Origin of the sequence: Vogesella sp. AC12 (assembly GCF_024437575.1) — a bacterium.
In the GTDB taxonomy this organism is placed as follows: Bacteria; Pseudomonadota; Gammaproteobacteria; order Burkholderiales; family Chromobacteriaceae; genus Vogesella; species Vogesella indigofera.
This window is the reverse complement of record NZ_JANFNU010000013.1, coordinates 22,837-46,430: the sequence shown is the minus strand read 5'-3', so window position 1 is coordinate 46,430 and position 23,594 is coordinate 22,837. Positions and strand designations below refer to the sequence as shown.

The following is a 23,594-nucleotide window of genomic DNA, read 5'->3' as shown; positions in this document are numbered from 1 at the left end:
GGGATTGCCGTGAAATTGTCAAAACGCCTGTCCGCCATTGCCCCGTTCCAGGTGATGGCGATTCTGGAAAAGGCCCGCGCCTTGCAGGCGGCCGGCCATGATGTGATCCATCTGGAAGTGGGCGAGCCGGACTTCGCCACACCGCAGGCCATCGTCGATGCCGGCCGTGCGGCGCTGGCGGCGGGGCATACCTATTACACCGCGGCGCAGGGGCTGGCCGAGCTGCGCCAGGCGATTGCCGCGTTCTACCAGTCGCGCTTCGGCGTGACGGTGGCGCCGGAGCGCATCATCGTCACGCCGGGTGCGTCCGGCGCGCTGCAGATTGCCCTGTCGCTGCTGGTGGACGAAGGCGACGGCGTGTTGATGGCCGATCCGACCTATCCATGCAACCGCCACTTCGTCAGTCTGCTCGGCGGCGTGCCGCAGACGGTGCCGGTCGGCGCGGCGACGCGTTACCAGTTGCTGGCCGACGAGCTGGATGCCAACTGGCAGCCGAACACGGTGGCGGCGATGGTGGCCACGCCGGCCAACCCGACCGGCACCGTGCTCAGCCGCGACGAGATCACCGCGCTGGCCGAACGCTGTCGCGCCCATGGCGGCGCGCTGATCGTGGACGAGATCTACCAGGGGCTGACCTACGGCGCCGATTCGTTCTCGGCCTTGCAGCTGGCGGACGACGCCTTCGTGATCAACAGCTTCTCCAAGTATTTCCAGATGACCGGCTGGCGGCTGGGCTGGCTGGTGGTGCCGCCGGCCTATGTCGAGCCGGCGATCCGGCTGGCGCAGAACCTGTTCCTGTGCCCGCCGGCGGCGGCGCAGCACGCCGCGCTGGCGGCATTCCAGCCGGCGGTACTGGATGTACTGGAAAGCCGCCGCGCCGAGTTTGGCCGGCGGCGGGATTTCCTGCTGCAGGTGTTGCCAACGCTGGGCTGGCGCATCGACGCAGTGCCCGACGGCGCCTTCTACGTCTACGCCGATGTGTCGGCGGTGACGTCCGACAGCTTTGCCTACTGCCAGCGCATGCTGGACGAGGTCAAGGTGGCGATTACACCGGGCGCGGACTTCGGCAGCAACCGCGCCGGCAGCTATGTGCGCGTCGCCTACACCACCGGCATCGACCGTCTGGCCGAGGCGGTGGCGCGCATGAAGACGGTGCGCTAGCCGCTGCGCGCCAGCCACAGCATCGCCAGCAGCGCGCAGGCGGCGTGGCTCCATGCCAGCCGGCGCAGTGCGCTGGCGGTGTCCTGCGGCGAGCGCCAGCTGATGATGAAGGGGCGGCGGTCGGCGGGGCGTTGCAGGTGATGGCTGATCGGGATGGCGGCCAGCGCGCGGTGGTTGCGGCCAACCTCGCCATGGGCGGTCTGGCGCGCTTGTTCCCACTCCTCGCTGCTGAGCGTGCCGTCGCCGTTCTGGTCGAAGCGGCGCAGCAGTAGCGCCGGGTCCTGTTTCCATTCGTTCAGCGTCAGCTGCAGGTCGTCACGGAAGGCCTGCCGGTCCGGCTGGCCGCCGAGGCTGCGCAGCTCGCCCAGCGCGTACAGCGGGTCGCCGATGGCGATCCAGCGCTCGCTCAGCACGTCGTCGCCGTCATGCCAGCTGCGCTGGTGGCGGGTTTCGATGCTCGCGCCGGCCGGTTGTACGATGATCTCGCCGCGCCGGTCCAGCAGCCGGAACGAGTCGTCGCTGCACAGGCGTTCGCTGCGCTGCGGGCGTTGCTGGCGACCGTTCGGACGCCGTTCCGCCTGGTACCACACGCAACGCATGCCGCCAAACGGGGTCACCAGTGGCGGGCCGTCCAGCGCCGCGGCCTCGCCAAAGCATTCGCAATAGCCCTGTGCCGCCGCCTGCGAGGTGGTGGTCGGGGTGTCGGCCACATGGCGGTACTGGCGGTAGAAGTGCAGCCACAGCGCCACGCCGAGCAGGGCGCCGGCCGCCGGCAGTAGCCGCGGTGGCAGTTCGTCCAGTTGCCAGGCCAGCAGGGATAGCAACAGGTAGGGCAGCAGCGAGGCGTAGCGCTGTTGCAGCGCCGCGAGCAGGGTCATGGTGGTGTGGCTCAGCGTTCGAACAGCGCCTTGACGTCGACGTCGCGTTTTTCCGCTTCGGCAAAACGCAGCGCGCGCGCAGTGCGGAAGCCGAACAGGTTGGCGACGAACACGTCGGGGAATTGCTCGATGCGCACGTTGTTGTTGTTGACCGCTTCGTTGTAGAGTTCGCGGCGATCGGCAATGCCGTCTTCCAGCTGGCTGATGCGCTGCGCCAGGTGGCTGAACTGCACATCGGCCTTCAATTCCGGATAGGCTTCGGCCACCGCGAAAATCTGGCCGAGCAGGCTGCGCAGCTGGCCTTCCAGCTCGCCGATGCGGCCAACGTTGCCGGCGCGGGCGGCCTCCGACATCGCGGCGCGCGCTTCCATTACCTGTGTCAGGGTGTCCTGCTCGAACTGGCCGTAGTGGCGGCAGACATCGACCAGCTTGGGGATCTCGTCGTGGCGCTGTTTCAGCAATACGTCGATATTGGCCCAGCTCTTGCTGACCTCGTGCTTCAGGCGCACCAGGCCGTTGTAGAGCAGGATGCCGTAGAAAAGCAGCACCACGAATGCAGAAACGAACAGGAAAAATGGCATGAGCGGGTGTCCTTTGAAATTCGATGCCATCGTCACCGCAGTGCTGGCGGGTGTCAAGAAAGGGGCGAGATGACTTCTCTCAATATTGTCGGCGGCGGGCGTCTGGGCAAGAGCGTGGCGCGGCTGGCGCACGCCAGCGGCCGCTACCGCATCGGCGCGCTGCTGTGCCGCAGTCAGGCGTCGGCGCTGTCGGCGCGGGACTTTGTCGGTGCCGGTGTGGCGCTGACGGATCTGGCGGCCCTGCCGGCGGCCGACATCACCCTGCTGGCGGTGCCGGACGGCGAGATTGCCGGCGTGGCGGCCGATCTGGCGGCGGCGCGGGTGATTGCCGCCGGTAGCGTGGTGTGTCACGCCAGCGGCGTCGGCGAGGCGGCCTTGCTGGCGCCACTGGCGGCGCAGGGCGTGCTCTGCGCCAGCCTGCATCCGGCATTTTCCTTTGCCGATCCGGCGCGTGCGGTGGCCGGTTTTGCCGGCACCCGCTGCGCGCTGGAGGGCGACGCGGCGGCCCTGCCGTTGTTGCAAAGCTTGGCCGCAGACATCGGCGGCGTACCGTTCGTGCTGGCGCCCGGCGGCAAGGCGGCCTACCACGCCGCGCTGTCGATTGCCTCTAATTATCTGGTGACTCTGCACGATCTGGCGGCGCGGGTGGCGGCGCAGGCCGGCATGACGGACGAGGTGGCTGCCGCGGTGCTGGGCGGGCTGATGCGACAAACGCTGGAAAACACGCTGGCGTTGGGACCGGCGGTTGCGCTGACCGGCCCGATCGCGCGTGGCGACGCCGGCACCGTGGCGCGCCACCGGCAGGTGCTGTCGGCGACGGACGACGCGCTGTACTGCGCCTTGGGCGCGGCGACGGCAAGATTGGCCGCAGATCGGCTGACGGCGGCACAGCAACAGGCGCTGGCAGCGGTGCTGGGGTCGCCGGCCGTTTAGCGTCAGGGTGTGATGGGTTCCGGATGGAGGAGTCGGGATGACGGACGACGGACTGCAGCAGGTGGTGCTGGCGGCGCTACAGCACGAATTGCGGCGCCAGGGCGAGAGTGATGACTATCCGGGCAGTTCCGCCGCGGTCGGGGCGCCGGAGCGGGCGGCCTTGTGCGGGGTGTTTGATCTGGAGGCGCTGGCCGAGGCGGTGTGCCGGGAGCTGCAAGGGCACGACTAAGGGATGCCGGTGCGGTTTGTTGTCGCGTCTGAACAAAGGTTGGCCGCAAGTGTTGCGGCCAACCTTTTGTTATCAGGCGGCGTGAATCACGAAGATCGCCGGTCGCTTGTGGAAGTCCGGCGCCTCCTTCGTCCAGTCCTTCACCAGCCGGCTGACGATGGTCTGCGTCGGCGCGGTCAGGTCGGCGGCCACGCACAGCCGGGTGGCCGGCGCCAGCGTGTCGCGCAGTTGCTGCAGCAGCGCGTTGTTACGGTACGGTGTTTCAATGAACAGCTGGGTCTCGTTGTTCTGCCGCGAACGCGCCTCCAGCGCCTTGATTGCCTTGCCGCGCTCTGCGGCGTCCACCGGCAGGTAGCCGTGGAAGGCGAAGCACTGGCCATTGGCGCCGCTGGCCATCATCGCCAACAGGATCGACGACGGCCCGATCAGCGGCTCGACGCGATAGCCTTTCTCGTGTGCCAGTGCCACCAGCTGCGCGCCGGGGTCGGCCACCGCCGGGCAGCCGGCTTCCGACACCAGTCCCACGTCCAGCCCGGCGGCCAGCGGTGCCAGCAGCGCGGCGACTTCCGCCGGCTTGGTGTGCTCGTTCAGCGTGTTCATCACCAGCTCGCGAATCGGCGTGCTCACGCCCAGCTGTTTCAGGTGTTTGCGGGCGGTTTTTTCCGCCTCCACCACAAAGTGGCTGATATGGGTGACGCGGGCGCGCTCGCCCTCCGGCAGCCACGGGGTGTCGCCTTCGCCCAGCGGGGTGGGGATCAGATACAGGGTGCCGGCCATCACAGGATCTCCACGCCTTCGTTTTGCAGCATGCTTACCAGTGCGAACAGCGGCACGCCGATCAGTGCGTTGGGGTCGTCGGCTTCCACCTTTTGCAGCAGTGCGCCGCCCAGCGTCTCGCTCTTGGCGCTGCCGGCGCAGTTGAGGGCGTCCGGCTCTCGCGTCAGGTAGTTGCGGATCTGCTGCTCGGTCAGCTGGCGCAGGGTGACTTTGGTGATGCCGACGTCTTCCTGGATGTGGCCGCTCTTGCTGTTGTACAGCGCCAGCGCCGAGTGAAATACCACGGTGCGGCCGCTCATCCACTTGAGCATCGTCACGCCGTTTTCGAAGCTGCCGGGCTTGCCGATCTGCTGGCCGTCGAGCAGTGCCACCTGGTCGCCGCCGATGATCAGTGCCTCCGGGAAACGCTCGGCCAGCGACATCGCCTTGCTGCGTGCCAGGCGCACGGCAGTGTCGAGTGCGGTTTCGCCCGCTAGCGGGGTTTCGTCGCACACCGGCGCCACGGCGGTGACCGGCAGGCCGAGGCGTTCCACGATTTCGCGGCGGTAAGGAGAGGTAGAGGCAAGCACGATCTGCATGTCGGTCATCCGTGGTAAAGAGGGTGCAGGCTGCCTGTTGCATCAATGGCTTGTTGCCGCCGCTGCCGCAGTCAGTATGCTGGTTTGTTTTGACAAAGTGATGGCGCTGATAATATCATGCCGGGTTTATGTCTAACCCGATTTTGATTGATCCGCTCGCGTTTGCCCGCGATGGCGCTTCGTTGCAAAACGAACGGCCGGTTGCGACGCTCGCCGAGCGCGTACATGAGCTGCTGGCATCCGATGCTGGCGTGGTGAAATTCGAAGTGGAAGGTTTTCAGGACCGTCTGCTGCGACCCTCGCTGCGTTACCGTCTGTCTGCCACGCTCAGCGTTGAATGTCAGCGTTGCCTGACGCCGATGCCGTTCGAACTGGAAGCAGGGGGTGTGATTACCCTGTTCTCCCGCGAGGACAAGCTGGAAGCAGCGGTAGAGGCCGATGACGAACTGGACGCCATTCTGGCGGAAGAAACTTTCGACGTTATCGCACTGATCGAAGACGAAATTATCATGGGCTTGCCGCTGTCGTTGATGCACGACGACTGCGACACGGAAGAACTGAAGCGCGCCAAGGCCGACAAGCCTAATCCGTTTGCGGTGCTGGCGGCGTTGAAGCAATCCAAGTCCTGAACGTTTAACTTGAATCCTTAGGAGTCGACCATGGCTGTTCAACAGAACAAAAAGTCCCCGTCCAAGCGTGGCATGCACCGCGCACACGATTTTCTGACCGCTCCGTCGCTCGCTAAAGAGCCGACTACCGGTGAAACCCACCTGCGTCACCACATCAGCCCGAACGGCTTCTACCGTGGTCGTCAGGTTGTGAAGGCCAAGGGCGAGTAATCGCTCCTTACGATTATCCTTACCTTCATAACAACAGGTAGGTTAACTACCGTGTCACGTTGATGACTATCACCGTAGCGGTCGATGCAATGGGCGGTGACGTTGGCCTCAAGGTCACTGTCCCTGCATCTGTCCAGTTCCTTAGCGACACTCCCGATGTCAATCTTGTACTGGTGGGCGATCAGGCGGCAATCGAAGCCGAGCTGATGGCACTGCCTGCCTCCGTGCGCGCGCGCATTACGGTTCGTCATGCCTCCGAAGTGGTGGGGATGGACGAGTCGCCGCAGCTGGCACTGAAGAACAAGAAAGACTCGTCGATGCGGGTGTCGATCAATTTGGTCAAAGAAGGCCTGGCGCAGGCAGCGGTTTCCGCAGGGAACACTGGTGCGCTGATGGCGACGGCCAAATTCGTCCTGAAAACCATTCCCGGTATTGACCGCCCCGCCATCGCCAAGATGATGCCCGGCATCAAGGGCAATACCTGCGTGCTGGATCTGGGTGCCAACATCGATTGCTCGCCGGAGCAGTTGTTGCAGTTCGGCATCATGGGTTCCGAACTGGTGGCCAGCCTCGAACACCGGACGAATCCAAGCGTCGGCTTGTTGAATATCGGCTCCGAGGACATCAAGGGCACCGAGTCGATCAAGCGTGCGGCAGAGCTGCTGCGCGAATCCGGCCTGAATTTCTACGGTAACGTCGAAGGCAACGACATCTTCAAATCGACGGTAGATGTGGTAGTCTGCGACGGATTTACCGGTAATGTTGCGCTGAAAGCCTCCGAGGGGTTGGCGCACATGATTTCTACGTTCCTGCGCGAAGAGTTTGCCCGCACGTGGTGGACCAAGCTGTGTGCCCTGGCCGCGATGCCGGTGCTCAAGCTGTTCAAGGCCCGTGTGGATCCCCGTCGTTACAATGGCGCCAGTTTTCTGGGGCTGCGGGGAATCGTGGTGAAAAGCCACGGTGGAACTGACGCGCTGGGATTTCGTATCGCGCTGGAGCAAGCTTGCGAGGAAGTTCGCGCCAACGTGATTGGTCACATTGCAGACCGGGTTGCCGTTCAATTACAAAATATCAAGCAATCCGAGTCAGAAGCTAAAGACAGCGCATGACCTATTCCCGCATTCTCGGTACCGGCAGCTACCTGCCGGAACTACTGATGACGAATGCGATGCTGGCTGAACGTGTCGAAACCAGTGACGAGTGGATTGTCTCTCGCACTGGCATTCGTGCGCGCCACATCGCTGCCGATGACCAGAAGACCAGTGACCTGGCCTATCTGGCGTCGCTCAAGGCTATTGAAAGCGCCGGTATCGAGGCCAGCGAGCTGGACCTGATCATCGTCGCCACCACCACGCCGGACATGGTGTTCCCCAGTACCGCCTGCATCCTGCAGGAAAAGCTCGGCGTGCCGGGCATTCCTGCGTTTGACGTGCAGGCCGTGTGCGCCGGCTTCATGTATGCGCTGGTGACCGCCAACAACTATATCAAGGCCGGCATGGCCAAGAAGGTGCTGGTGGTTGGTGCCGAGCTGATGAGCCGCATTCTGGACTGGGACGACCGCCGTACCTGCGTGCTGTTTGGCGATGGCGCTGGCGCCATGGTGCTGGAAGCGTCGGACGAACCGGGCCTGCTGCACGCCAAGCTGGCCGCCGACGGCCGCTACCAGGGCATCCTGAATACCCCGGCGCAGATCGCTGGCGGCAAGATCCAGGGCATGCCTTACCTGCACATGGACGGCCCGGCCGTGTTCAAGTTCGCGGTCAAGGCACTGTCCGATATCGCGGAAAAGACGCTGGACGAAGCCGGCGTGGCGCAAGCCGATGTCGACTGGCTGGTGCCGCATCAGGCCAACCTGCGCATCATCGAATCCACCGCCAAGCATTTGAAACTGTCGATGGACAAGGTGATCGTCACCTTGCCGGAGCAGGGCAATACCTCGGCGGCCTCCATTCCGCTGGCGTTTGACTGCGCGGTGCGCGATGGTCGCATCCAGCGCGGCCAGACTGTGCTGCTGGAAGGCATCGGTGGCGGCTTTGCCTGGGGCGCGGTGCTGCTGCGCTTCTAAGGGGCTGTGCGCGACAGGTGGTCGCCTGTCGCGCGCCTTGCGCTACGAAACTGTCAAAACATCGTTCAGCTGCAGTGAACTGCGGCGATCATACGAGCGTTTGACAGTTTCTTTTGCATAAATCGCAGCAAGCGGTCATCATTCACCCCGTTTCAAAAGGAGACCCCGAGATGGCGTTTGCCTTTCTTTTTCCCGGTCAGGGCTCGCAGAGCCTGAAAATGATGGACGGCTTTGCCGACCTGCCGGTAGTAAAACAGACATTTGACGAAGCCTCGGCCGCCCTGGGTGAAGACCTGTGGGCAATGCTGCAGGCGGAGACGCCGGAGGCGATCAACGCCACGGTCAATACCCAGCCGCTGATGCTGGCCGCCGGTGTGGCCACTTACCGCGCCTGGCTGGCGCAAGGCGGTGCCTTGCCGGCTGCCCTGGCCGGGCACAGCCTGGGCGAGTACAGCGCGCTGGTGGCTGCCGGGGCGCTGGATTTTGCTGATGCGGTGAAGCTGGTGCGCTTGCGCGCCGAGGCGATGCAGGATGCGGTACCGGCCGGTGAGGGTGCGATGGCCGCAATCCTCAACCTGTTCGATGACGACATCCGCACCGCCTGTGCCGAAGCGGCACAGGGCGAAGTGGTGGAACCGGTGAATTTCAATTCGCCGGGGCAGGTGGTGATTGCCGGCAACAAGGCTGCGGTGGAACGCGCGATGGAGCTGTGCAAGGCCAAGGGTGCCAAGCGCGCGCTGCCTTTGCCAGTATCGGTGCCGTCGCACTGCTCGTTGATGAAGCCTGCCGCCGACAAGCTGGCTGCAGCACTGGCCACGATCCAGATCAACTCGCCGCAGATTCCGGTGCTGCATAATGCCGACGTTGCCGCCTATGGTGACGCCGACCAGATCCGTGACGCGTTGACGCGTCAGCTGTACCGTCCGGTGCGCTGGACCGAAACCATCCAGCAGCTGGCTGCCGGTGGCATCGTGCTGATGGCCGAATGCGGCCCGGGCAAGGTGCTGGCCGGTCTCGCCAAGCGTATCGACGGCAACGTGAACTGCCACGCGCTGACCGATGCCGCCAAGCTGGAAGCCGCTCGCGCCGAGCTGGCGTAAAGACACAAGGTTGGCCGCATGCGGCCAGCCAGGAGAGAGACAATGAGTTTGCAAGGTAAAGTTGCGCTGGTCACCGGCGCCTCGCGCGGTATAGGTGCCGCCATCGCCGATACGCTGGCTGCCGCCGGCGCCAAGGTGATCGGTACCGCCACCTCCGAAGGCGGCGCCGCCGCCATCGGCGAGCGCCTCGCGCAGTGGGGCGGTGTCGGCATGGTGCTGAACGTCGGTGAAGACGGAGCCATCGACGCGCTGGTCGACACCATCAGCAAGGAATACGGCGATGTGGCGATTCTGGTGAACAACGCCGGCATCACCCGCGACGGCCTGCTGATGCGCATGAAGGACGAAGACTGGGATGCAATCATGGATACCAACCTGAAGTCGGTATTCAAGACGTCCAAGGCGGTGATGCGCGGCATGATGAAGGCACGCTGGGGCCGCATCATCAACATCGCGTCGGTGGTTGGCGCGATGGGTAACGCCGGTCAGGCCAACTATGCGGCCGCCAAGGCCGGCATCATGGGCTTCACCAAGTCGATGGCACGCGAAGTCGGCAGTCGCGGCATTACCGTCAACTGCGTGGCACCGGGCTTCATCGATACCGACATGACCCGCGCGCTGCCGGAAGCGCAGCGTGAGGCGTTGGTACAACAGATTGCACTGGGTCGCCTGGGCGCGGCACAGGACATCGCCGATGCTGTCGATTTCCTGGCATCCAGCCGTGCGGCTTACGTGACAGGCCAGACCCTGCACGTGAACGGCGGCATGCTGATGCCGTAAGCGGCAACGGCAACGAATAGTTTTGTGGTTTTTGCCAGTGCAGCATGAGCATGCTGGCGGGTCAAAAGCCGGACTGACTGCCGATTCGTGGCCAATATCATGGCAATGATGTGACTGCGGTAGGCTTGGGCAGGTTTTTTTTGTAGAATGGCGGGGTTTTGTTGTCCCGTACACAGAAAGGTAAAGGATTTAAACAAATGGAAAACATCGAAGCGCGCGTTAAAAAGATCGTTGCCGAGCAACTGGGCGTGAACGAAGCCGAAGTTAAAATCGACTCTTCGTTTGTTGACGATCTGGGCGCCGACTCCCTGGATACCGTTGAACTGGTAATGGCACTGGAAGAAGAGTTCGAGTGCGAAATCCCGGATGAAGAAGCCGAGAAGATCACCACCGTTCAGCAAGCAGTAGACTACGTTACGGCTCACCTGAACAAGTAATCCCCCCGGGGCTTACCAGGACCTCTGCCGGTGTAGCCTAGGCTCGCCTGCAGAGGTCTTTTGCTGTAGTGGCTCTGAAACGTGCGTTTGATTTAATGGTCCGCCATTAAGCGCCGTCCGTTCAGGACTATCGGGAGATTCCCTCCCTTTTTTCGCGGAGATACCCTGTGTCAAAACGCAGAGTAGTAGTGACCGGCCTGGGCCATGTGTCCCCGGTCGGCAACGATGTGAGCAGTGGCTGGGCCAATCTCCTGGCCGGCAAGAGTGGTATCACCACCATTACCCGCTTCGATGCCAGTGATATTGCCTGCCAGGTCGCGGGCGAAGTCAAAGGCTTCGACATTACCCAGTACATTTCGGCGAAAGACGCGCGCCGCATGGATGTGTTCATCCATTACGGCATCGCGGCTGCGCTGCAGGCGGTGGCGGATTCCGGCCTCGACGACGTGCCGGGCCTGGACAAGACCCGCGTCGGCGTGAACATCGGTTCCGGTATCGGCGGCCTGCCGCTGATCGAGGAAACCGGCGTTGCCCGCCACGAAGGCGGCATCCGCAAGATCGGCCCGTTCTTCATTCCTGGCTCGCTGATCAACATGGTTGCCGGTCACGTATCCATTCTCAAGGGCTATCAGGGTCCGAGCTATGGCATCGTGTCCGCCTGCACCACCGGTGCCCACTGCATTGGCGACGCCGCGCGCGTGATCCAGTACGGTGACGCCGACGTGATGGTGGCCGGTGGCGCCGAAGGCACCATCTCCAGCCTGGCGGTAGGCGGCTTTGCCGCGATGAAGGCACTGTCGACCCGCAACGACGATCCGGCGACCGCCTCGCGGCCGTGGGACAAGGGCCGTGACGGCTTCGTGATGGGCGAGGGTGCCGGGGTGCTGGTACTGGAAGAGTACGAGCACGCCGTCAAGCGTGGCGCCAAGATCTACGCCGAGCTGGTTGGCTTCGGCATGAGCTCCGACGCGCACCACATCACCGCGCCAAGCGCGGAAGGCCCGGCCCGTGGCGTGCTGAACGCGCTGCGTGACGCCAAGCTGAATCCCGAGGACGTGCACTACGTCAACGCGCACGGCACCTCCACGCCGCTGGGCGATGCCAACGAAACCAACGCGCTGAAGATCGCGTTTGGCGACCACGCCACGAAGCTGGTAGTGAACTCCACCAAGTCGATGACCGGCCACCTGCTGGGCGGTGCCGGCGGTGTGGAAGCGATCTACTCGATTCTGGCGGTGCACAACCAGGTGTCGCCACCGACCATCAACCTGCACGATCAGGATATCGAAGGCGGCTGCGATCTGGACTACTGCGCCAATACCGCGCGCGACATGAAAATCGACGTGGCGATCTCCAACTCCTTCGGGTTTGGCGGTACCAACGGCACGCTGGTATTCAAGCGCGTGTAAGCCACGGCAAACGGTGTCGAAACCGTTGACAGCCAAGACCGCTGCGATAAACTCGCGCGGTCTTTTCTTTTTGCGGCCAACATGACGTTGCTGTTGCCGCAAGATGGCGGGTAGTGCCGGCAGTCGCAGCCGCGCTGGCAAGGCATGGCGGCGGATGTATAGTCCTATTAGGTGGCAGGCGGCGACGAGCAAGTGACGCCGCCCGTGCCCGGTCAGCCGCCCCGCCATCCTTGCCGCAACCGAACCTCAGGCCCTGCTGCCATGCACTGTGAACTGCTGAGTTTTACCCCCGATCTGCTGGCGCTGCATGCCCATGATCGCGCCCGTTTCCCCTACCTGATGCAGTCGTCTGGAGACAGCGGCTGGGACATCCTGATGGCCCTGCCGCAGCAAACCCGCATCTATCGCGAAGGCGAGGGTGCGCAATTCCTCGACGACGTGCGCGCGCTGCCAGTGCCGCAGGCGGTGGCCAATCCGCACCGGCTGCCGTTCAGCGGCGGCTGGTTTGTCTATCTTGGTTACGACCTGCTGTCCGAGTTCGAACCCAGCGTGCCGCAGGCGATCAGCGACAGCTTCCCGCTGGCGGTGCTCAGCCGCATTCCCGCCGCGCTGCTCTACGACCGCGTGAAGCAGGAAAGCTGGCTGCTGGCGGAAACGCCGGCGCAGCTGGACACGCTGAAACAGGCGCTGGTGGAGTCGGAGCCGTTTGCGGCCAAGCCTGTGGTGCTGCAGGCGCTGGAAGAAGACCCGCCGCACTGGTACACCGACGCGGTGGTCAAGCTCAAGGACTACATCTACGAAGGCGACGTGTTCCAGGTCAACATCTCGCGCGGCTGGCGTGCCACGCTGAGTGAGGAAGTACGGCCGGTGGACCTGTACGCCGCGCTGCGCCGCGCCAACCCGGCGCCGTTCTCGGCGCTGGCCGATTTCGGCGACGCGCACATCGTCAGCTCCTCGCCAGAACGGCTGGTGCGTGTGCACGACGGCTGGGTGGATACCCGCCCGATTGCCGGCACCCATCCGCGCTCGCCGGATGCAGCCGAGGACGCGGCGCTGAAGCAGCGACTGATCTCCAGCATCAAGGAGCGCGCCGAGCACGTGATGCTGATCGACCTGGAGCGCAACGACCTCGGCCGCATCTGCCAGCCCGGCAGCGTGGAGGTCAACGAGCTGATGGCGGTGGCCAGCTACGCCTACGTGCACCACATCGAGTCCAATGTCCGCGGCCGCATCCGCGATGGCGTGGGCACCGTCGACGTGTTCCGCGCGCTGTTCCCCGGCGGCACCATCACCGGCTGCCCGAAAGTGCGCACCATGCAGATCATCCGCGAGCTGGAAAACAGCGCGCGCCGCGCCTACACCGGCAGCCTCGGCTATCTTAACCGCGACGGCACGCTGGACCTCAACATCCTGATCCGTACCTTCATGCAGCAGGGGCAGCAGCTGCGCTTCCGCGCTGGTGGCGGCATCGTCGCCGATTCCGATCCGCAGCGTGAATTGCAGGAAACCCGCCACAAGGCGCGCGGCCTGTTGCGGGCGCTGGGCGTGGAGCAGGCGTGATGCTGATCAACGGCCAGCCGGGCACCCAGATCAGCGCCAGCGACCGTGGTCTGGCCTATGGCGATGGTCTCTATCGCACGCTGGAAGCGCGGCACGGCACGCCGCTGCTGTGGCACTGGCAATGGCAAAGGTTGGCCGCAGACTGCGCCGCGCTGCGCCTGCCGTGTCCGGACGAGGTGCTGTTGTTAAGCGAGATTGCCACCGTTGCGGCTAACCTTGAGCGCGCGGTCATCAAGATCGTGCTCACCCGTGGCGTCGGCCAGCGTGGCTACGCGATGCCGGCAGAGTGCACGCCGACCCGCATCGTCAGCGCCAGCGCCTGGGCCGGTTACCCACAAGAGCGCGCGGCACAGGGCATCGTGGCGCGCTGGTGCGACACGCGGCTGGCGATCCAGCCGCGACTGGCCGGCATCAAGCACCTCAACCGCCTGGAAAACGTGCTGGCGCGCAGCGAATGGACGGACCCGGCCATCGCCGAAGGGCTGATGCTGGACATGGACGGCACGGTGGTGGAGGGCACCATGAGCAACCTGTTCATCGTGCGTGCCGGCGAGTTGATCACCCCGCTACTGGACCGCTGCGGCGTGTCCGGCGCCATGCGCGCCTGCGTGATCGACACTGCGGCCAACCTTGGCCTGCACGTGCGCGAGGTGCGGCTGTCACCGGATGAGGTGCTGGCGGCGGACGAAGCCTTCGTTTGCAACAGCCTGGCCGGCATCTGGCCACTGCGGCAGCTGGAGACGCGGCAGTGGCAGCCCGGCGCGCTGACCCGCCGCCTGCAGCAGCTGCCCTGATCTATCGCCGGCGGCTAGCGCAGGCCGGCACTCACCATCCTCCCCTGAGCTGAGCCTTGCCCCACTGCTGTTCGCCGCCATGCCGTCAGCGGCACCGGCTCAGTGCCATCCCGCCAGCGTGCGCCACGCCAGCAACAGCGCAAAGCCGATCAGCAGCACGCCGCAGGCCTTGTCGACCAGCAACTGCCCGCGTGCACCCAGCTGCGACAGCAGCCGACCACCGCCGTAGGCCAGCAGTAGCCACCATAGTGCCGAGCCGGCAAACACGCCCACCACCATCAGCATGCTGTCGGCCAGCGACGGCGTGCGCGCGCCGGCCAGCCCGGCGAAGATGGCGATGAAGGACAGGATGGTCATCGGGTTGGTCAGCGTTAGCGCCAGCGCGCTGCTGTAAGCGCGCGGCAGGCTGTGTACGCTGGCGGCACGTGCGGCGTGGCTGGCCGCGTCGCGGCGCAGGGTGGCGATGCCCAGATACAGCAGCAGCACGCAGCCGGCCAGCGCCAGCGGTGTCGCTAGCCGCGTCAGCAGCGCGATCAGCGTGCCGAGGCCGGCGGCGCCGATCGCGGCGTAGATGGCGTCGGCGGTGGCGGCGCCCAGCCCGGTGACAAAGCCGGTGGCCGCGCCCTGACGCAGCGTACGCTCGATGCACAACAAACCCACCGGCCCGACCGGCGCGGCAATCGCCAGCCCGATGAGGGCGGCTTCGACAAATAAATAGCTGCTTTGCATGGCGTCTTGCTCCTCGATGTGATGACTTAGTGTGCGATGGCAGCGCCGCGCGCACCATGGCGGATCTTCGCCAAAATGCGATGTCGGGTTTATATTCTTAGGTCAAACAGCAGAAAGGCTTGCAAATGGAAGTGGATAGCAAATCATGGCTGATCCTGCAGGCGTTGCAGGACAATGCGCGGCAATCGCTGACCGAACTGGCGCAGACGGTAGGGCTGTCCGTGCCTGCGGTATCGGAGCGGGTGAAGCGACTGGAAGAGGCGGGGGTGATCAGCGGCTACCACGCCGCGGTGGCGCCGCTGAAGGCCGGCTTCGCGCTGTCGGCGCTGGTCGGCATCACCGTACCGCAACCGGCGAAGAAGGTGCTGCTGGAAAGGTTGGCCGCAATGGCGGAAGTGCAGGAGTGCCACCACGTGACCGGGGTCGATTCCTACGTCTTTCGCGTGCTGGCGCGCGACGTGTCGCATCTGGAGCTGCTGGTATCGCGGCTGAACGATCTGGGCGAGACGCGCACCAGCATCATCCTGTCGACCCCGCTCAGCAACCGGCCGGTGTTGCCGCCGAGGTAGGGGAGGTGGAGCAGGTGGTCTTTCCTAAGAGTAGATATGCCTGCTATCGACCCAAATCGGAAGTTGGCGGCACATGGAATCAGTCGTTTGACCTCAGGTATGGACTGTTAGGGCTGTCGCACTAGCTGCGAATTGCTGGACTGCCGTTCAGGAATAAATAAGCGAATGTCTTGTTCCCAAGTGCCGAGCCCGTTTACTTCAAGCCCGATGCGGGCCGGCAGCCACCGATCCTCTGGCTGTGGAGCAAGAAGCTGGATGGACTTCACTTGCTCCACGCATTGGAAAGGAGTGTACTCTTCGTTGATGTCGCCATACGGTATCGCAGCAAGCCTAATCGCTTCAAGCTTGGCCAATTGTTCGAACCAGAGGGAACGACCAAATAACGAATAGTACTCCCCTAGCCGGGAGCCAAACCTCAGAGAAAATGGCGTCTCGCCCTTCTGATGCCATAGACACAGCTGAATTTTCTGAGGAAGTGCATCAATACCTGAGACGGTTGCAAAATCTCCATTTTCTAGGGAAATGTCACCATTAACTAGTTTTAGATCCCGTTTAAGATTCTGCGCGGCTATTCGAGGGGGTCTGTGCTCAACGGTTGCAGATACGTAAATTTTTCCGCTCTCTTTTCGCCACGCAGGGGCTTGGCTAAGAACTCTGCCATCACCTAGTGCGTTTACGAGAACGTATCGCTCATCTCTTGGTAGATCATCAAAATGCTCGCTCATCCTGATGAGGCGATCTGGCCCGCCAGATACAAAGTGATCGAGCCTGATTGTCCACTCCATAGCATTGGTTCCCACAACCTCCCCCGTGGCTACGATCTCAGGCCCCAATGCAATAAGTGATATAGCTTCTGCAAAACGGCTTGTACCGGCCAACTCAGTGGCAATTACTTTTTCATGCGCTTCCTTCATTTGCTGCAAAAAGTCAGCGGTATAAGTTGTCTCGTCTCTGTCAATCAGCGTGGCATGTGTAGCACACATCCAGATAGCGTTGCCGATACTTGAGCGCTCTTCCGACGTCATTGCTTCCAAGTATCTCCGAGCGCCTTTACCTGGAGCGGCTGCGTGAATGTGCGCAGCTACACCTACGTTTGCACTCGCACTTGGAGATTCATCGCTTGGTCCGATAGTAAGTCGATCGCACCCTGAAAATGAGCAGCGATAACCTGCTCGCAGAGCAATCGCCTTTTTCACCGCAGCCGTAAAGTCATCTCTGTTTGTCATGTAATTACAAGCCAATCTATCTTGGTAGTCATTGTAGTGGCGCCCTGCATGCAACAGCCATCATGTTGAATGTCTGCATTATGTAATTTTCGTGAGCGGCAGCTCCTAGCCGATAGCAATCATGCTAGCACACGGGCATGGCTATCCCCTCCAGCCGACGACGCTCCCCAAAACGATGCGGCCAACCTTTTCCAAGGTTGGCCGCATTGTTTTCAAGCCAGCAGGCAGGTTATTGCAGCCGTTGCCGCAGCCAGCGGCTGAAGCCCTCCACCCCCCACGACAGCAGCAGCATGGCCAGGATCAGCGTGGCGGCGTTGGACAGCTGGAACAGCGACAGCGCCAGATACAGCTGCTGGCCGAGGCCGCCGGCGCCGACCAGGCCGAGGATGGCGGCGATGCGGATATTGTTTTCCCAGCGATACAGGGTGTAGGCGACCCACTGCGGCAGCGCCTGCGGCAGCAGGCCGTAGCACAGACAGGCAATACGGCCGGCGCCGCTGTGGCGCAGCGCGGCTTCCGCGTCCGGCGGCGTGTTTTCCAGCGTCTGTGCGAACAGCCGTCCCAGCACACCGCTGGTGTGTACCGCCAGCGCCAGCACGCCGGCGGCCGGGCCGAGGCCCAGCGCCAGCACCGCCAGCGCACCCCACAGCAGATCCGGCGTGCCGCGCAGGAAATTGAGCAGCAATTGCACCGGCGCGCGCAGCCAGCGCGGGCCGCGGTTGCTGGCTGGCAACGCCAGCAGCGCACCGCCGATGAAGGCCAGCGCGCTGCCCAGCGCCGAGACCAGCAGCGTTTCCAGCACGCCACTGCCAACCTGGACGAGGAAGTCGCCACGCAAGGTTGGCCGCAGGAATTCCTGGGCGAAGCGCCACAGCCCGGCGACATCGAACGGCGCCTCGCGCCATTGCGGCCACAGCCACAGCAGCGACAGGGCCAGCAGCAGTAGCGTGCCGGCGGCCAGTCCGGCGCCACCGGCGCGGCTGTGGATGGCGGCGCGGCTGACGCGGCTGACGCCCTCGGTCAGCGCCACCAGCGCGGCGAACAGCAGCAGCAGGCTGCCGACTTCGCCGCCGTTCAGCATCCGCATCGAGGTATCCAGCAGCAGGCCGAGGCCGCCGGCGCCGACAAAGCCCATCACCGCCGAGGCGCGGATCGCGCATTCCCAGCGGTAGACGCTATAGCTGATCAGCTCGGTCGCCGCCTGCGGCAGCAGCGCGTAGCCGAAGATGGCCAGCCGCGACGCGCCGCTGGCGGCCAGTGCCGCCGCGGCCTGCGGCGGCTGCGATTCCAGGATTTCGGCGTAGACCTTGCCCAGCATGCCGCCGTAGGCCAGCCCCAGCGCCAGCACCGCCGGCAGGCTGCCAAGTCCGGCGGCGCGTACCAGCAGCAGCGCCCACACCAGGTCCGGCACGCCGCGCAGCACGATCAAGACGCCGCGCAGCAGGCGTTGCAGCCACTGCCAGCCGCGGGCCGGCGCGTCGCCGCACAGCGTGTCGCGGTCCAGCGCGCGGCTGGTCAGCAGCGCCAGCGGCAGGCCGATCAGCACCGCCAGCGCGAGGCCGCTGCTGGCAATCGCCAGCGTGGTGGCGGTTTCGCGCAGCAGGTCGCGCAGGAAGGTGCCGTCGGTGCTCGGCGGGAAGAAGTCGGCGACAAAGCGCCACAGCGTGCCGGCGGTGTCGCCCTCGGCCAGCAGCAGCGGGTTGAAGCCGGTGTAGACCATCGCCGCCAGCAGCAATAGCGGCGTGGCGATGAGGCCGGCCAGCCGCGACGCGCGTGCCGGGTCGTGCAGGCTGGCGCTCAGCATGGCGCGATCCGGATGCCGCTGCCCAGCGCCGGCTCGTCGGCGGTGGCCGGCTGTTCGCCGGCGTACAGCGCCGCCAGCAGCGACGGGGTGACCTCGGCGCGCGGCAGGTCGAAGGCGATGCGGCCGTCACGCAGGCCGATCAGACGCGGGAAGTGGGCCAATGCCAGCTCCACCGAGTGCAGGCTGACCAGCAGCGTGGCGCCGCGCTGACGGGCATCGGCGCACAGCAGCGCAACGGTGTCGTCGGCCAGGCGCGGGTCCAGTGCCGATACCGGTTCGTCGGCCAGTAGCAGCTCGGGTTGCTGGTACAGCACGCGGGCGATGCCGACGCGCTGGCGCTGGCCGCCGGACAGGCGGTCGCAGCGCTGCCACAGCTTGTCGCCCAGCTGCACCCGCTGCAGCGCCTCGCGGATGGCGGCGACATCCTGCGGCCACAGCAGGCGGCTCAGTGCGGCCAACGTTGACAGCTGGCCGAGCTGGCCGGCGCCGATCGCGGTGACCACCCGTTGTAGCGCCGGCAACGGCGGATGCTGGTACACGCTGCCGATGCGGCTGCGCAGCCGGCGCAGCGCCGGGGCGCGCAGCTGCCACGGGTCCAGCCCCAGCAGCTGCACACTGCCGCCGTCGGGACGGTGGCAGCTATTGGCCAGCAGCAGCAGCGACGACTTGCCGGCGCCGGACGGGCCGATCAGCGCCACCTGCTCGCCCTGCGCCAGTTGCAGCGACAGCGGCTGCAGGATGCGGCTGCCGCCCAGGCTCAGGCTGGCCGCGTCAAAACGCAGGCTCATTGCAGCAGGCCGGCTTCCTTGGCAGCGGTTTCGATGCCCTTGTAGTTGGCGGCCTTGGTCGGGATGAACTTGCTGGCGCGTTGCAGATCGAGAATGGCTTTGTGCTCGGGGTTGGCCGCATTCAGCTTCAGGAACGCCTGCTGGATTTTCTGCTGCAGTTTTTTATCCAGGCTGCCGCGCACGGTCCAGTTGTAGTCGAAGTACGGCGGGGTGGTGCCCAGCAGCTTGACCTTGCTCTGGTCGACCTTGCCGGCCTCGACCAGCTTGTCCCACACCGAGGCGTTCAGCACGCCGGCGTCGACCTTGCCGGAGGCAACCCAGGCCACGGTGGCGTCATGCGCGCCGGAGTAGCCGACGCTCTTGAAGAAGGTTTCCGGCTTGATGTGTTGCTTTTGCAGGAAGTAGCGCGGCATCAGGTGGCCGGAGGTGGACGAGGCGGAGCCGAAGGCAAAGCTCTTGCCCTTCAGCTGCTGCAGCTTGCTGATGCCGCTGTCGGCATTGACGATGTATTTGGAGGTGAAGCGCGAATCTTCCTCGCGCTGCACCAGCGGCACCACTTTGCCGCGCTGGCTGGCCTGCACGAAGGTAAAGCCACCCAGCCACGCCATGTCGATCTGATCGGCGTTGAGCGCGGTGACCACGGCGGCGTAGTCGCTGACCGGCACGAACTGCACCTTCATGCCCAGTTCTTTTTCCAGGTACTGGCCCAGCGGCGCGAACTTGCGTTGCAGCTCGGTCGGGGCTTCGTCCGGAATGGCGGAGACTTTCAGCAGCGCTTCGGCGTGGGACAGGGTAGCGGCGGCCAGCAGCAGGCCTGCCACGGACAGTTTGGCAATGTTCATGAGCGGATTGTCTTTCGGGTTGGGCGGGCAACAGGCCGCCACCATCAAAAAAGCAGTCGCGCGGACTGCTCGGTGCAGGCGGACGATAGGCCGCCAAAGTGGCCGTATTTTATGCCAGATCGGCGCGCGCGCCTAATCGCGTCAGCATAAAACGGGGGGGCACGCCGGCATTGCCGGCCGTACGCGGCGCTTGCGGCCAACCTTGTCGCCTGCAAGGCCGTGACGGTGCGGTCGGAGGCGGCGCAGGCGTCAGTCGACGCGGTAGCGGATCCAGCCGCGTGCCTGCAGGCAGCTGCGGTAAAGGTCGTCGCGCGCGCGCTCGTTGATGTCGTAGCTCTCGGTTTCGGCGTCCTGCCAGTACGGCAGCGTGCGGCTGCAGCGGGTGCCGGCAGGCGAGCAGAACCAGGACGGGCCGAAGCGCGGCGCTCGGGTGACTCGCTCGCCCGCCAGCGGCGGGAAGGCCTGCACCGCTTCCTTCTTGCACTGGAAACTGTCTTCGTCAAAGTTGGCGTCGTAGCGGGTAGCGTGGCGCCACTGGTAAGTGGCACAGCCAGCCAGCAGCAGCGCGGCCGCCACGCCGAGCAGGACGGGTTTCATGCTCGCTCTCCTTGCCGCGCCCGGCGGCTCAGTGTTGCCGCACTGTATCGCGCCTGGCGGCCCAGCGGTACAGCGCGAGGCCGGCGACGATCATCGGCACGCTCAGCCACTGCCCCATGCTGATGATGTCGGACTGGCCGAAGATGCCGGCGTCCGGGGTGCGGAAGAATTCGGCGATGAAGCGGAAGCTGCCGTAGCCGATCAGGAACACCGCCGACACCTGCCCCAGCGGCCGGCGCCGTGCCGAGAACAGCCACAGGATCACGAACAGCGTCAGCCCTTCCAGTGCCGCCTGGTAAAGCTGCGACGGGTGGCGCGGCATGGCATCGACGTGCGGGAAGATCATCGCCCACGGCAGGTCGTGGCTGGCGATGCGGCCCCACAGCTCGCCGTTGATGAAGTTGCCGATGCGGCCTGCGGCGAGGCCGGTGGGCACCAGCGGCGCCACGAAGTCGCTGATCTGCCAGAAGCTGACCTTTTTCTTGCGCGCAAATAGCAGCATGGCGACCAGCACGCCGATAAAGCCGCCGTGGAAGCTCATGCCGCCCTTCCAGACCATCAGGATCTCGGCCGGGTGAGCCAGATAGTAGCCAGGCTGGTAGAACAGCACCTCGCCCAGCCGCCCGCCGGCGATGACGCCGAGCACCGCCCAGGTCAGGAAATCGTCGAGATCCTTGCCGTTCCAGCCGCAATCCGGCTGCTGTTTGATACGGACATGGCCCAGCCACAGGAACAGGCCGAAGCCGACGAGGTACATCAGGCCGTACCAGTGGATGGCCAGCGGGCCAAGCTGGATGGCGACAGGGTCAAACTGGGGATGGATCAGCATTTGTCAGGTATGTGCGTTTGCGGTAAAAGGATAGGGATAAATTATACGGAAAGCGTTACCGGTCGTCGCGCGGCTACCCGCAGTGCGACGCCTTATGTGTAGAACATGCCGGCACCCGCAAGTTCTACCGGCCGGGCAATATCCCGCCCGGCCCGTGACGCGCCGCCAGATCAAAGCGACAAAGCCATTACTGCATTCAAGGACACATCATGCCTCAATACCGCTCCAAGACCTCGACTTCCGGCCGCAACATGGCGGGTGCCCGCGCCCTGTGGCGCGCCACCGGCATGAAGGACGAGGATTTCCAGAAGCCGATCATCGCCATCGCCAACTCCTTCACCCAGTTCGTACCCGGCCACGTGCACCTGCACAATATGGGCCAGCTGGTGGCGCGCGAGATCGAAAAGGCCGGTGGCGTAGCCAAGGAATTCAACACCATCGCCGTCGATGACGGCATCGCCATGGGCCACGGCGGCATGCTGTACTCGCTGCCAAGCCGCGACCTGATCGCCGACAGCGTGGAGTACATGGTCAACGCCCACTGCGCCGACGCGCTGGTGTGCATCTCCAACTGCGACAAGATCACCCCCGGCATGCTGATGGCCGCGCTGCGGCTGAACATCCCGGTGGTGTTCGTGTCCGGCGGCCCGATGGAAGCCGGCAAGGTCAACTGGCGCGGCACCGAGCGCAAGCTGGACCTGGTCGACGCCATGGTTGAGGCCGCCAACAGCGCGATCTCCAACGAGGATGTGGACAAGGTGGAGCGTTCTGCCTGCCCGACTTGCGGCTCCTGCTCCGGCATGTTCACCGCCAACTCGATGAACTGTCTGACCGAGGCGCTGGGGCTGAGTTTACCCGGCAACGGCTCGATGCTGGCCACCCACGCCGATCGCAAGGAACTGTTCCTGCGCGCCGGTCGCCTGATCGTGGAAATCGCCAAGCGCCATTACGAGCAGGACGACTACAGCGTGCTGCCGCGCAGCATTGCCACCAAGCAGGCGTTCGAGAACGCGATGAGCCTGGACGTAGCGATGGGCGGCTCCACCAACACCGTGCTGCACTTGCTGGCCGCCGCACACGAAGCCGAAGTCGATTTCAAGATGGCCGACATCGACCGCATCTCGCGCAGCGTGCCGTGCCTGTCCAAGGTGGCGCCGGCCACGCAGAAGTACCACATGGAAGACGTGCACCGCGCCGGCGGCGTGGTGGCGATCCTGTCGGAGCTGGATCGCGCAGGCCTGATTCAGCGCGAGGTGCCGACCATCCACAGCGCCACTATGGGCGCCGGTCTGGAGGCGTGGGACATCCGGCGCCACGGCGCCGACAGCGAGGTGCACCGCTTCTACCGCGCCGCGCCGGGCGGGGTGCCGACCACCATCGCCTTCAGCCAGAGCATGCGCTACCCGACGCTGGACGACGACCGTGCCGAGGGCTGCATCCGTGACAAGGAACACGCGTACTCGCAGGACGGCGGCCTCGCCGTGCTGTACGGCAACATCGCCGAGCGCGGCTGCATCGTGAAGACCGCCGGCGTCGACGACTCCATCCTCAAGTTCACCGGCCGCGCCCGCGTGTTCGAAAGCCAGGATGACGCGGTGGCGGCGATTCTGGCCGACAGCGTGGTGGCCGGCGACGTGGTGGTGATCCGCTACGAAGGCCCGAAAGGCGGCCCGGGGATGCAGGAAATGCTGTACCCGACCTCGTACCTGAAGTCCAAGGGCCTGGGCAAGGAGTGCGCGCTGCTGACCGACGGCCGCTTCTCCGGCGGAACCTCCGGCCTGTCCATCGGCCACGTGTCGCCAGAGGCGGCGGAAGGCGGCGCCATCGGTCTGGTGGAAGAGGGCGATCGCATCGAGATCGACATCCCGAATCGTGGAATCCGTCTGGCCATTTCCGACGAGACCCTGGCCGCACGCCGCGCGGCGATGGAAGCCAAGGGTGCGCAGGCCTGGAAACCGGTGGACCGCCAGCGCGTGGTCAGCCCGGCGCTGCGCGCCTATGCTGCGATGACCACCAGCGCCGACACTGGCGCGGTGCGTGACGTGTCGCAGGTCGAGCGCAAGTAAGCCATCCCTATTGCGGCCAACGT

At 64.7% G+C, this 23,594-nt stretch carries 26 protein-coding genes; 15 read left to right on the top strand and 11 right to left on the bottom strand.

The annotated features are described in order from the left end of the window. Nucleotides 1-9 precede the first annotated feature (9 nt). Nucleotides 10-1,161: a pyridoxal phosphate-dependent aminotransferase gene (locus NOM55_RS15645; protein WP_255909571.1), complete on the top strand. Its 1,152-nt coding sequence runs from the start codon at nucleotides 10-12 to the stop codon at nucleotides 1,159-1,161. On the opposite strand, the gene NOM55_RS15640 is transcribed toward NOM55_RS15645, so the two are convergent. Both NOM55_RS15640 and NOM55_RS15635 read right to left on the bottom strand, forming a co-directional pair. Beyond that, nucleotides 1,158-2,039, bottom strand: coding sequence for a hypothetical protein (locus NOM55_RS15640; RefSeq protein ID WP_255909570.1), 882 nt, complete (start codon nucleotides 2,037-2,039; stop codon nucleotides 1,158-1,160). The two genes, NOM55_RS15645 and NOM55_RS15640, sit on opposite strands and share 4 nt — an antisense overlap. Before the next feature lie 11 nt (nucleotides 2,040-2,050). Further along, nucleotides 2,051-2,620, bottom strand: a complete 570-nt coding sequence (locus tag NOM55_RS15635) for a LemA family protein (RefSeq protein WP_255909568.1) — start codon at nucleotides 2,618-2,620, stop codon at nucleotides 2,051-2,053. Nucleotides 2,621-2,689: 69 nt separating this feature from the next. On the opposite strand from NOM55_RS15635, the gene NOM55_RS15630 reads away from it, so the two are divergent. Beyond that, nucleotides 2,690-3,553, top strand: coding sequence for a Rossmann-like and DUF2520 domain-containing protein (locus tag NOM55_RS15630; RefSeq protein ID WP_255909566.1), 864 nt, complete (start codon nucleotides 2,690-2,692; stop codon nucleotides 3,551-3,553). Nucleotides 3,554-3,590: 37 nt separating this feature from the next. Continuing rightward, nucleotides 3,591-3,782: a hypothetical protein gene (locus NOM55_RS15625; RefSeq protein WP_255909565.1), complete on the top strand. Its 192-nt coding sequence runs from the start codon at nucleotides 3,591-3,593 to the stop codon at nucleotides 3,780-3,782. 72 nt (nucleotides 3,783-3,854) lie between these two features. Here NOM55_RS15625 and NOM55_RS15620 read toward each other — a convergent pair whose 3' ends face one another. Both NOM55_RS15620 and NOM55_RS15615 read right to left on the bottom strand, forming a co-directional pair. Further along, nucleotides 3,855-4,559 (bottom strand): SAM-dependent methyltransferase, encoded by a 705-nt coding sequence (locus tag NOM55_RS15620; protein ID WP_255909564.1) that lies wholly within the window; start codon nucleotides 4,557-4,559, stop codon nucleotides 3,855-3,857. Next, the gene (locus tag NOM55_RS15615; RefSeq protein WP_255909563.1) at nucleotides 4,559-5,137 is read right to left on the bottom strand and encodes a Maf family nucleotide pyrophosphatase; all 579 of its coding nucleotides are present in this window, start codon (nucleotides 5,135-5,137) and stop codon (nucleotides 4,559-4,561) included. Before NOM55_RS15615 ends, NOM55_RS15620 begins: the two co-directional genes overlap by 1 nt. 128 nt (nucleotides 5,138-5,265) lie before the next feature. On the opposite strand from NOM55_RS15615, the gene NOM55_RS15610 reads away from it, so the two are divergent. From NOM55_RS15610 to pabC, 10 genes are all read left to right on the top strand, one after another. Further along, entirely contained in the window at nucleotides 5,266-5,766 is a 501-nt protein-coding gene (locus tag NOM55_RS15610) for a DUF177 domain-containing protein (RefSeq protein ID WP_255909562.1), read from the top strand. A gap of 30 nt (nucleotides 5,767-5,796) precedes the next feature. Further along, nucleotides 5,797-5,976 carry a 50S ribosomal protein L32 gene (gene rpmF, locus NOM55_RS15605; RefSeq protein ID WP_017509929.1) on the top strand — a complete coding sequence of 60 codons (180 nt, stop codon included), beginning with the start codon at nucleotides 5,797-5,799 and terminating at the stop codon, nucleotides 5,974-5,976. A 62-nt stretch (nucleotides 5,977-6,038) separates the two neighbouring features. After that, the gene (plsX, locus tag NOM55_RS15600) at nucleotides 6,039-7,085 is read left to right on the top strand and encodes a phosphate acyltransferase PlsX (protein ID WP_255909560.1); all 1,047 of its coding nucleotides are present in this window, start codon (nucleotides 6,039-6,041) and stop codon (nucleotides 7,083-7,085) included. Beyond that, nucleotides 7,082-8,041, top strand: a complete 960-nt coding sequence (locus NOM55_RS15595; protein ID WP_047965579.1) for a beta-ketoacyl-ACP synthase III — start codon at nucleotides 7,082-7,084, stop codon at nucleotides 8,039-8,041. Before plsX ends, NOM55_RS15595 begins: the two co-directional genes overlap by 4 nt. A 170-nt stretch (nucleotides 8,042-8,211) precedes the next feature. Continuing rightward, entirely contained in the window at nucleotides 8,212-9,141 is a 930-nt protein-coding gene (gene fabD, locus NOM55_RS15590) for an ACP S-malonyltransferase (protein ID WP_255909559.1), read from the top strand. An 18-nt stretch (nucleotides 9,142-9,159) separates the two neighbouring features. Then, a complete protein-coding gene (gene fabG / locus NOM55_RS15585) occupies nucleotides 9,160-9,921 on the top strand; it encodes a 3-oxoacyl-ACP reductase FabG (protein WP_369793022.1) in 762 nt (253 codons plus the stop codon). A 197-nt stretch (nucleotides 9,922-10,118) separates the two neighbouring features. Beyond that, nucleotides 10,119-10,358: an acyl carrier protein gene (acpP, locus tag NOM55_RS15580; RefSeq protein ID WP_047965576.1), complete on the top strand. Its 240-nt coding sequence runs from the start codon at nucleotides 10,119-10,121 to the stop codon at nucleotides 10,356-10,358. A gap of 167 nt (nucleotides 10,359-10,525) precedes the next feature. Further along, nucleotides 10,526-11,767: a beta-ketoacyl-ACP synthase II gene (fabF, locus tag NOM55_RS15575; protein ID WP_255909558.1), complete on the top strand. Its 1,242-nt coding sequence runs from the start codon at nucleotides 10,526-10,528 to the stop codon at nucleotides 11,765-11,767. A gap of 261 nt (nucleotides 11,768-12,028) precedes the next feature. Further along, entirely contained in the window at nucleotides 12,029-13,327 is a 1,299-nt protein-coding gene (locus NOM55_RS15570; RefSeq protein ID WP_255909556.1) for an aminodeoxychorismate synthase component I, read from the top strand. Next, nucleotides 13,327-14,121 carry an aminodeoxychorismate lyase gene (pabC, locus tag NOM55_RS15565; RefSeq protein WP_047965573.1) on the top strand — a complete coding sequence of 265 codons (795 nt, stop codon included), beginning with the start codon at nucleotides 13,327-13,329 and terminating at the stop codon, nucleotides 14,119-14,121. Before NOM55_RS15570 ends, pabC begins: the two co-directional genes overlap by 1 nt. A 99-nt stretch (nucleotides 14,122-14,220) precedes the next feature. Here the strand turns inward: pabC and NOM55_RS15560 are convergent, their stop codons facing one another. After that, nucleotides 14,221-14,850, bottom strand: a complete 630-nt coding sequence (locus NOM55_RS15560; RefSeq protein WP_047965572.1) for a LysE family translocator — start codon at nucleotides 14,848-14,850, stop codon at nucleotides 14,221-14,223. Nucleotides 14,851-14,975: 125 nt separating this feature from the next. Between NOM55_RS15560 and NOM55_RS15555 the strand changes: the two genes are divergently transcribed. Further along, nucleotides 14,976-15,419 carry an Lrp/AsnC family transcriptional regulator gene (locus NOM55_RS15555; protein WP_255909554.1) on the top strand — a complete coding sequence of 148 codons (444 nt, stop codon included), beginning with the start codon at nucleotides 14,976-14,978 and terminating at the stop codon, nucleotides 15,417-15,419. A gap of 107 nt (nucleotides 15,420-15,526) precedes the next feature. Here the strand turns inward: NOM55_RS15555 and NOM55_RS15550 are convergent, their stop codons facing one another. The 6 genes from NOM55_RS15550 to lgt form a co-directional block, all read right to left on the bottom strand. Then, a complete protein-coding gene (locus NOM55_RS15550) occupies nucleotides 15,527-16,453 on the bottom strand; it encodes a hypothetical protein (RefSeq protein ID WP_255909552.1) in 927 nt (308 codons plus the stop codon). A gap of 421 nt (nucleotides 16,454-16,874) precedes the next feature. Beyond that, a complete protein-coding gene (locus NOM55_RS15545; protein ID WP_255909550.1) occupies nucleotides 16,875-18,449 on the bottom strand; it encodes an ABC transporter permease in 1,575 nt (524 codons plus the stop codon). After that, nucleotides 18,443-19,237, bottom strand: coding sequence for a phosphonate ABC transporter ATP-binding protein (locus NOM55_RS15540; RefSeq protein ID WP_255909547.1), 795 nt, complete (start codon nucleotides 19,235-19,237; stop codon nucleotides 18,443-18,445). Before NOM55_RS15540 ends, NOM55_RS15545 begins: the two co-directional genes overlap by 7 nt. Further along, on the bottom strand, nucleotides 19,234-20,079 hold the full coding sequence (locus NOM55_RS15535) for a putative selenate ABC transporter substrate-binding protein (protein ID WP_255909544.1): 846 nt from the start codon (nucleotides 20,077-20,079) through the stop codon (nucleotides 19,234-19,236). The genes NOM55_RS15540 and NOM55_RS15535 overlap by 4 nt, the downstream gene beginning before the upstream one ends. A gap of 249 nt (nucleotides 20,080-20,328) precedes the next feature. Then, nucleotides 20,329-20,676 (bottom strand): hypothetical protein, encoded by a 348-nt coding sequence (locus NOM55_RS15530; RefSeq protein WP_255909542.1) that lies wholly within the window; start codon nucleotides 20,674-20,676, stop codon nucleotides 20,329-20,331. Nucleotides 20,677-20,704: 28 nt separating this feature from the next. Beyond that, entirely contained in the window at nucleotides 20,705-21,505 is an 801-nt protein-coding gene (lgt, locus tag NOM55_RS15525; RefSeq protein ID WP_255909540.1) for a prolipoprotein diacylglyceryl transferase, read from the bottom strand. A gap of 209 nt (nucleotides 21,506-21,714) precedes the next feature. Here lgt and ilvD point away from each other — a divergent pair, with 209 nt between their 5' ends. Beyond that, a complete protein-coding gene (ilvD, locus tag NOM55_RS15520) occupies nucleotides 21,715-23,571 on the top strand; it encodes a dihydroxy-acid dehydratase (protein WP_255909537.1) in 1,857 nt (618 codons plus the stop codon). Nucleotides 23,572-23,594 lie beyond the last annotated feature (23 nt).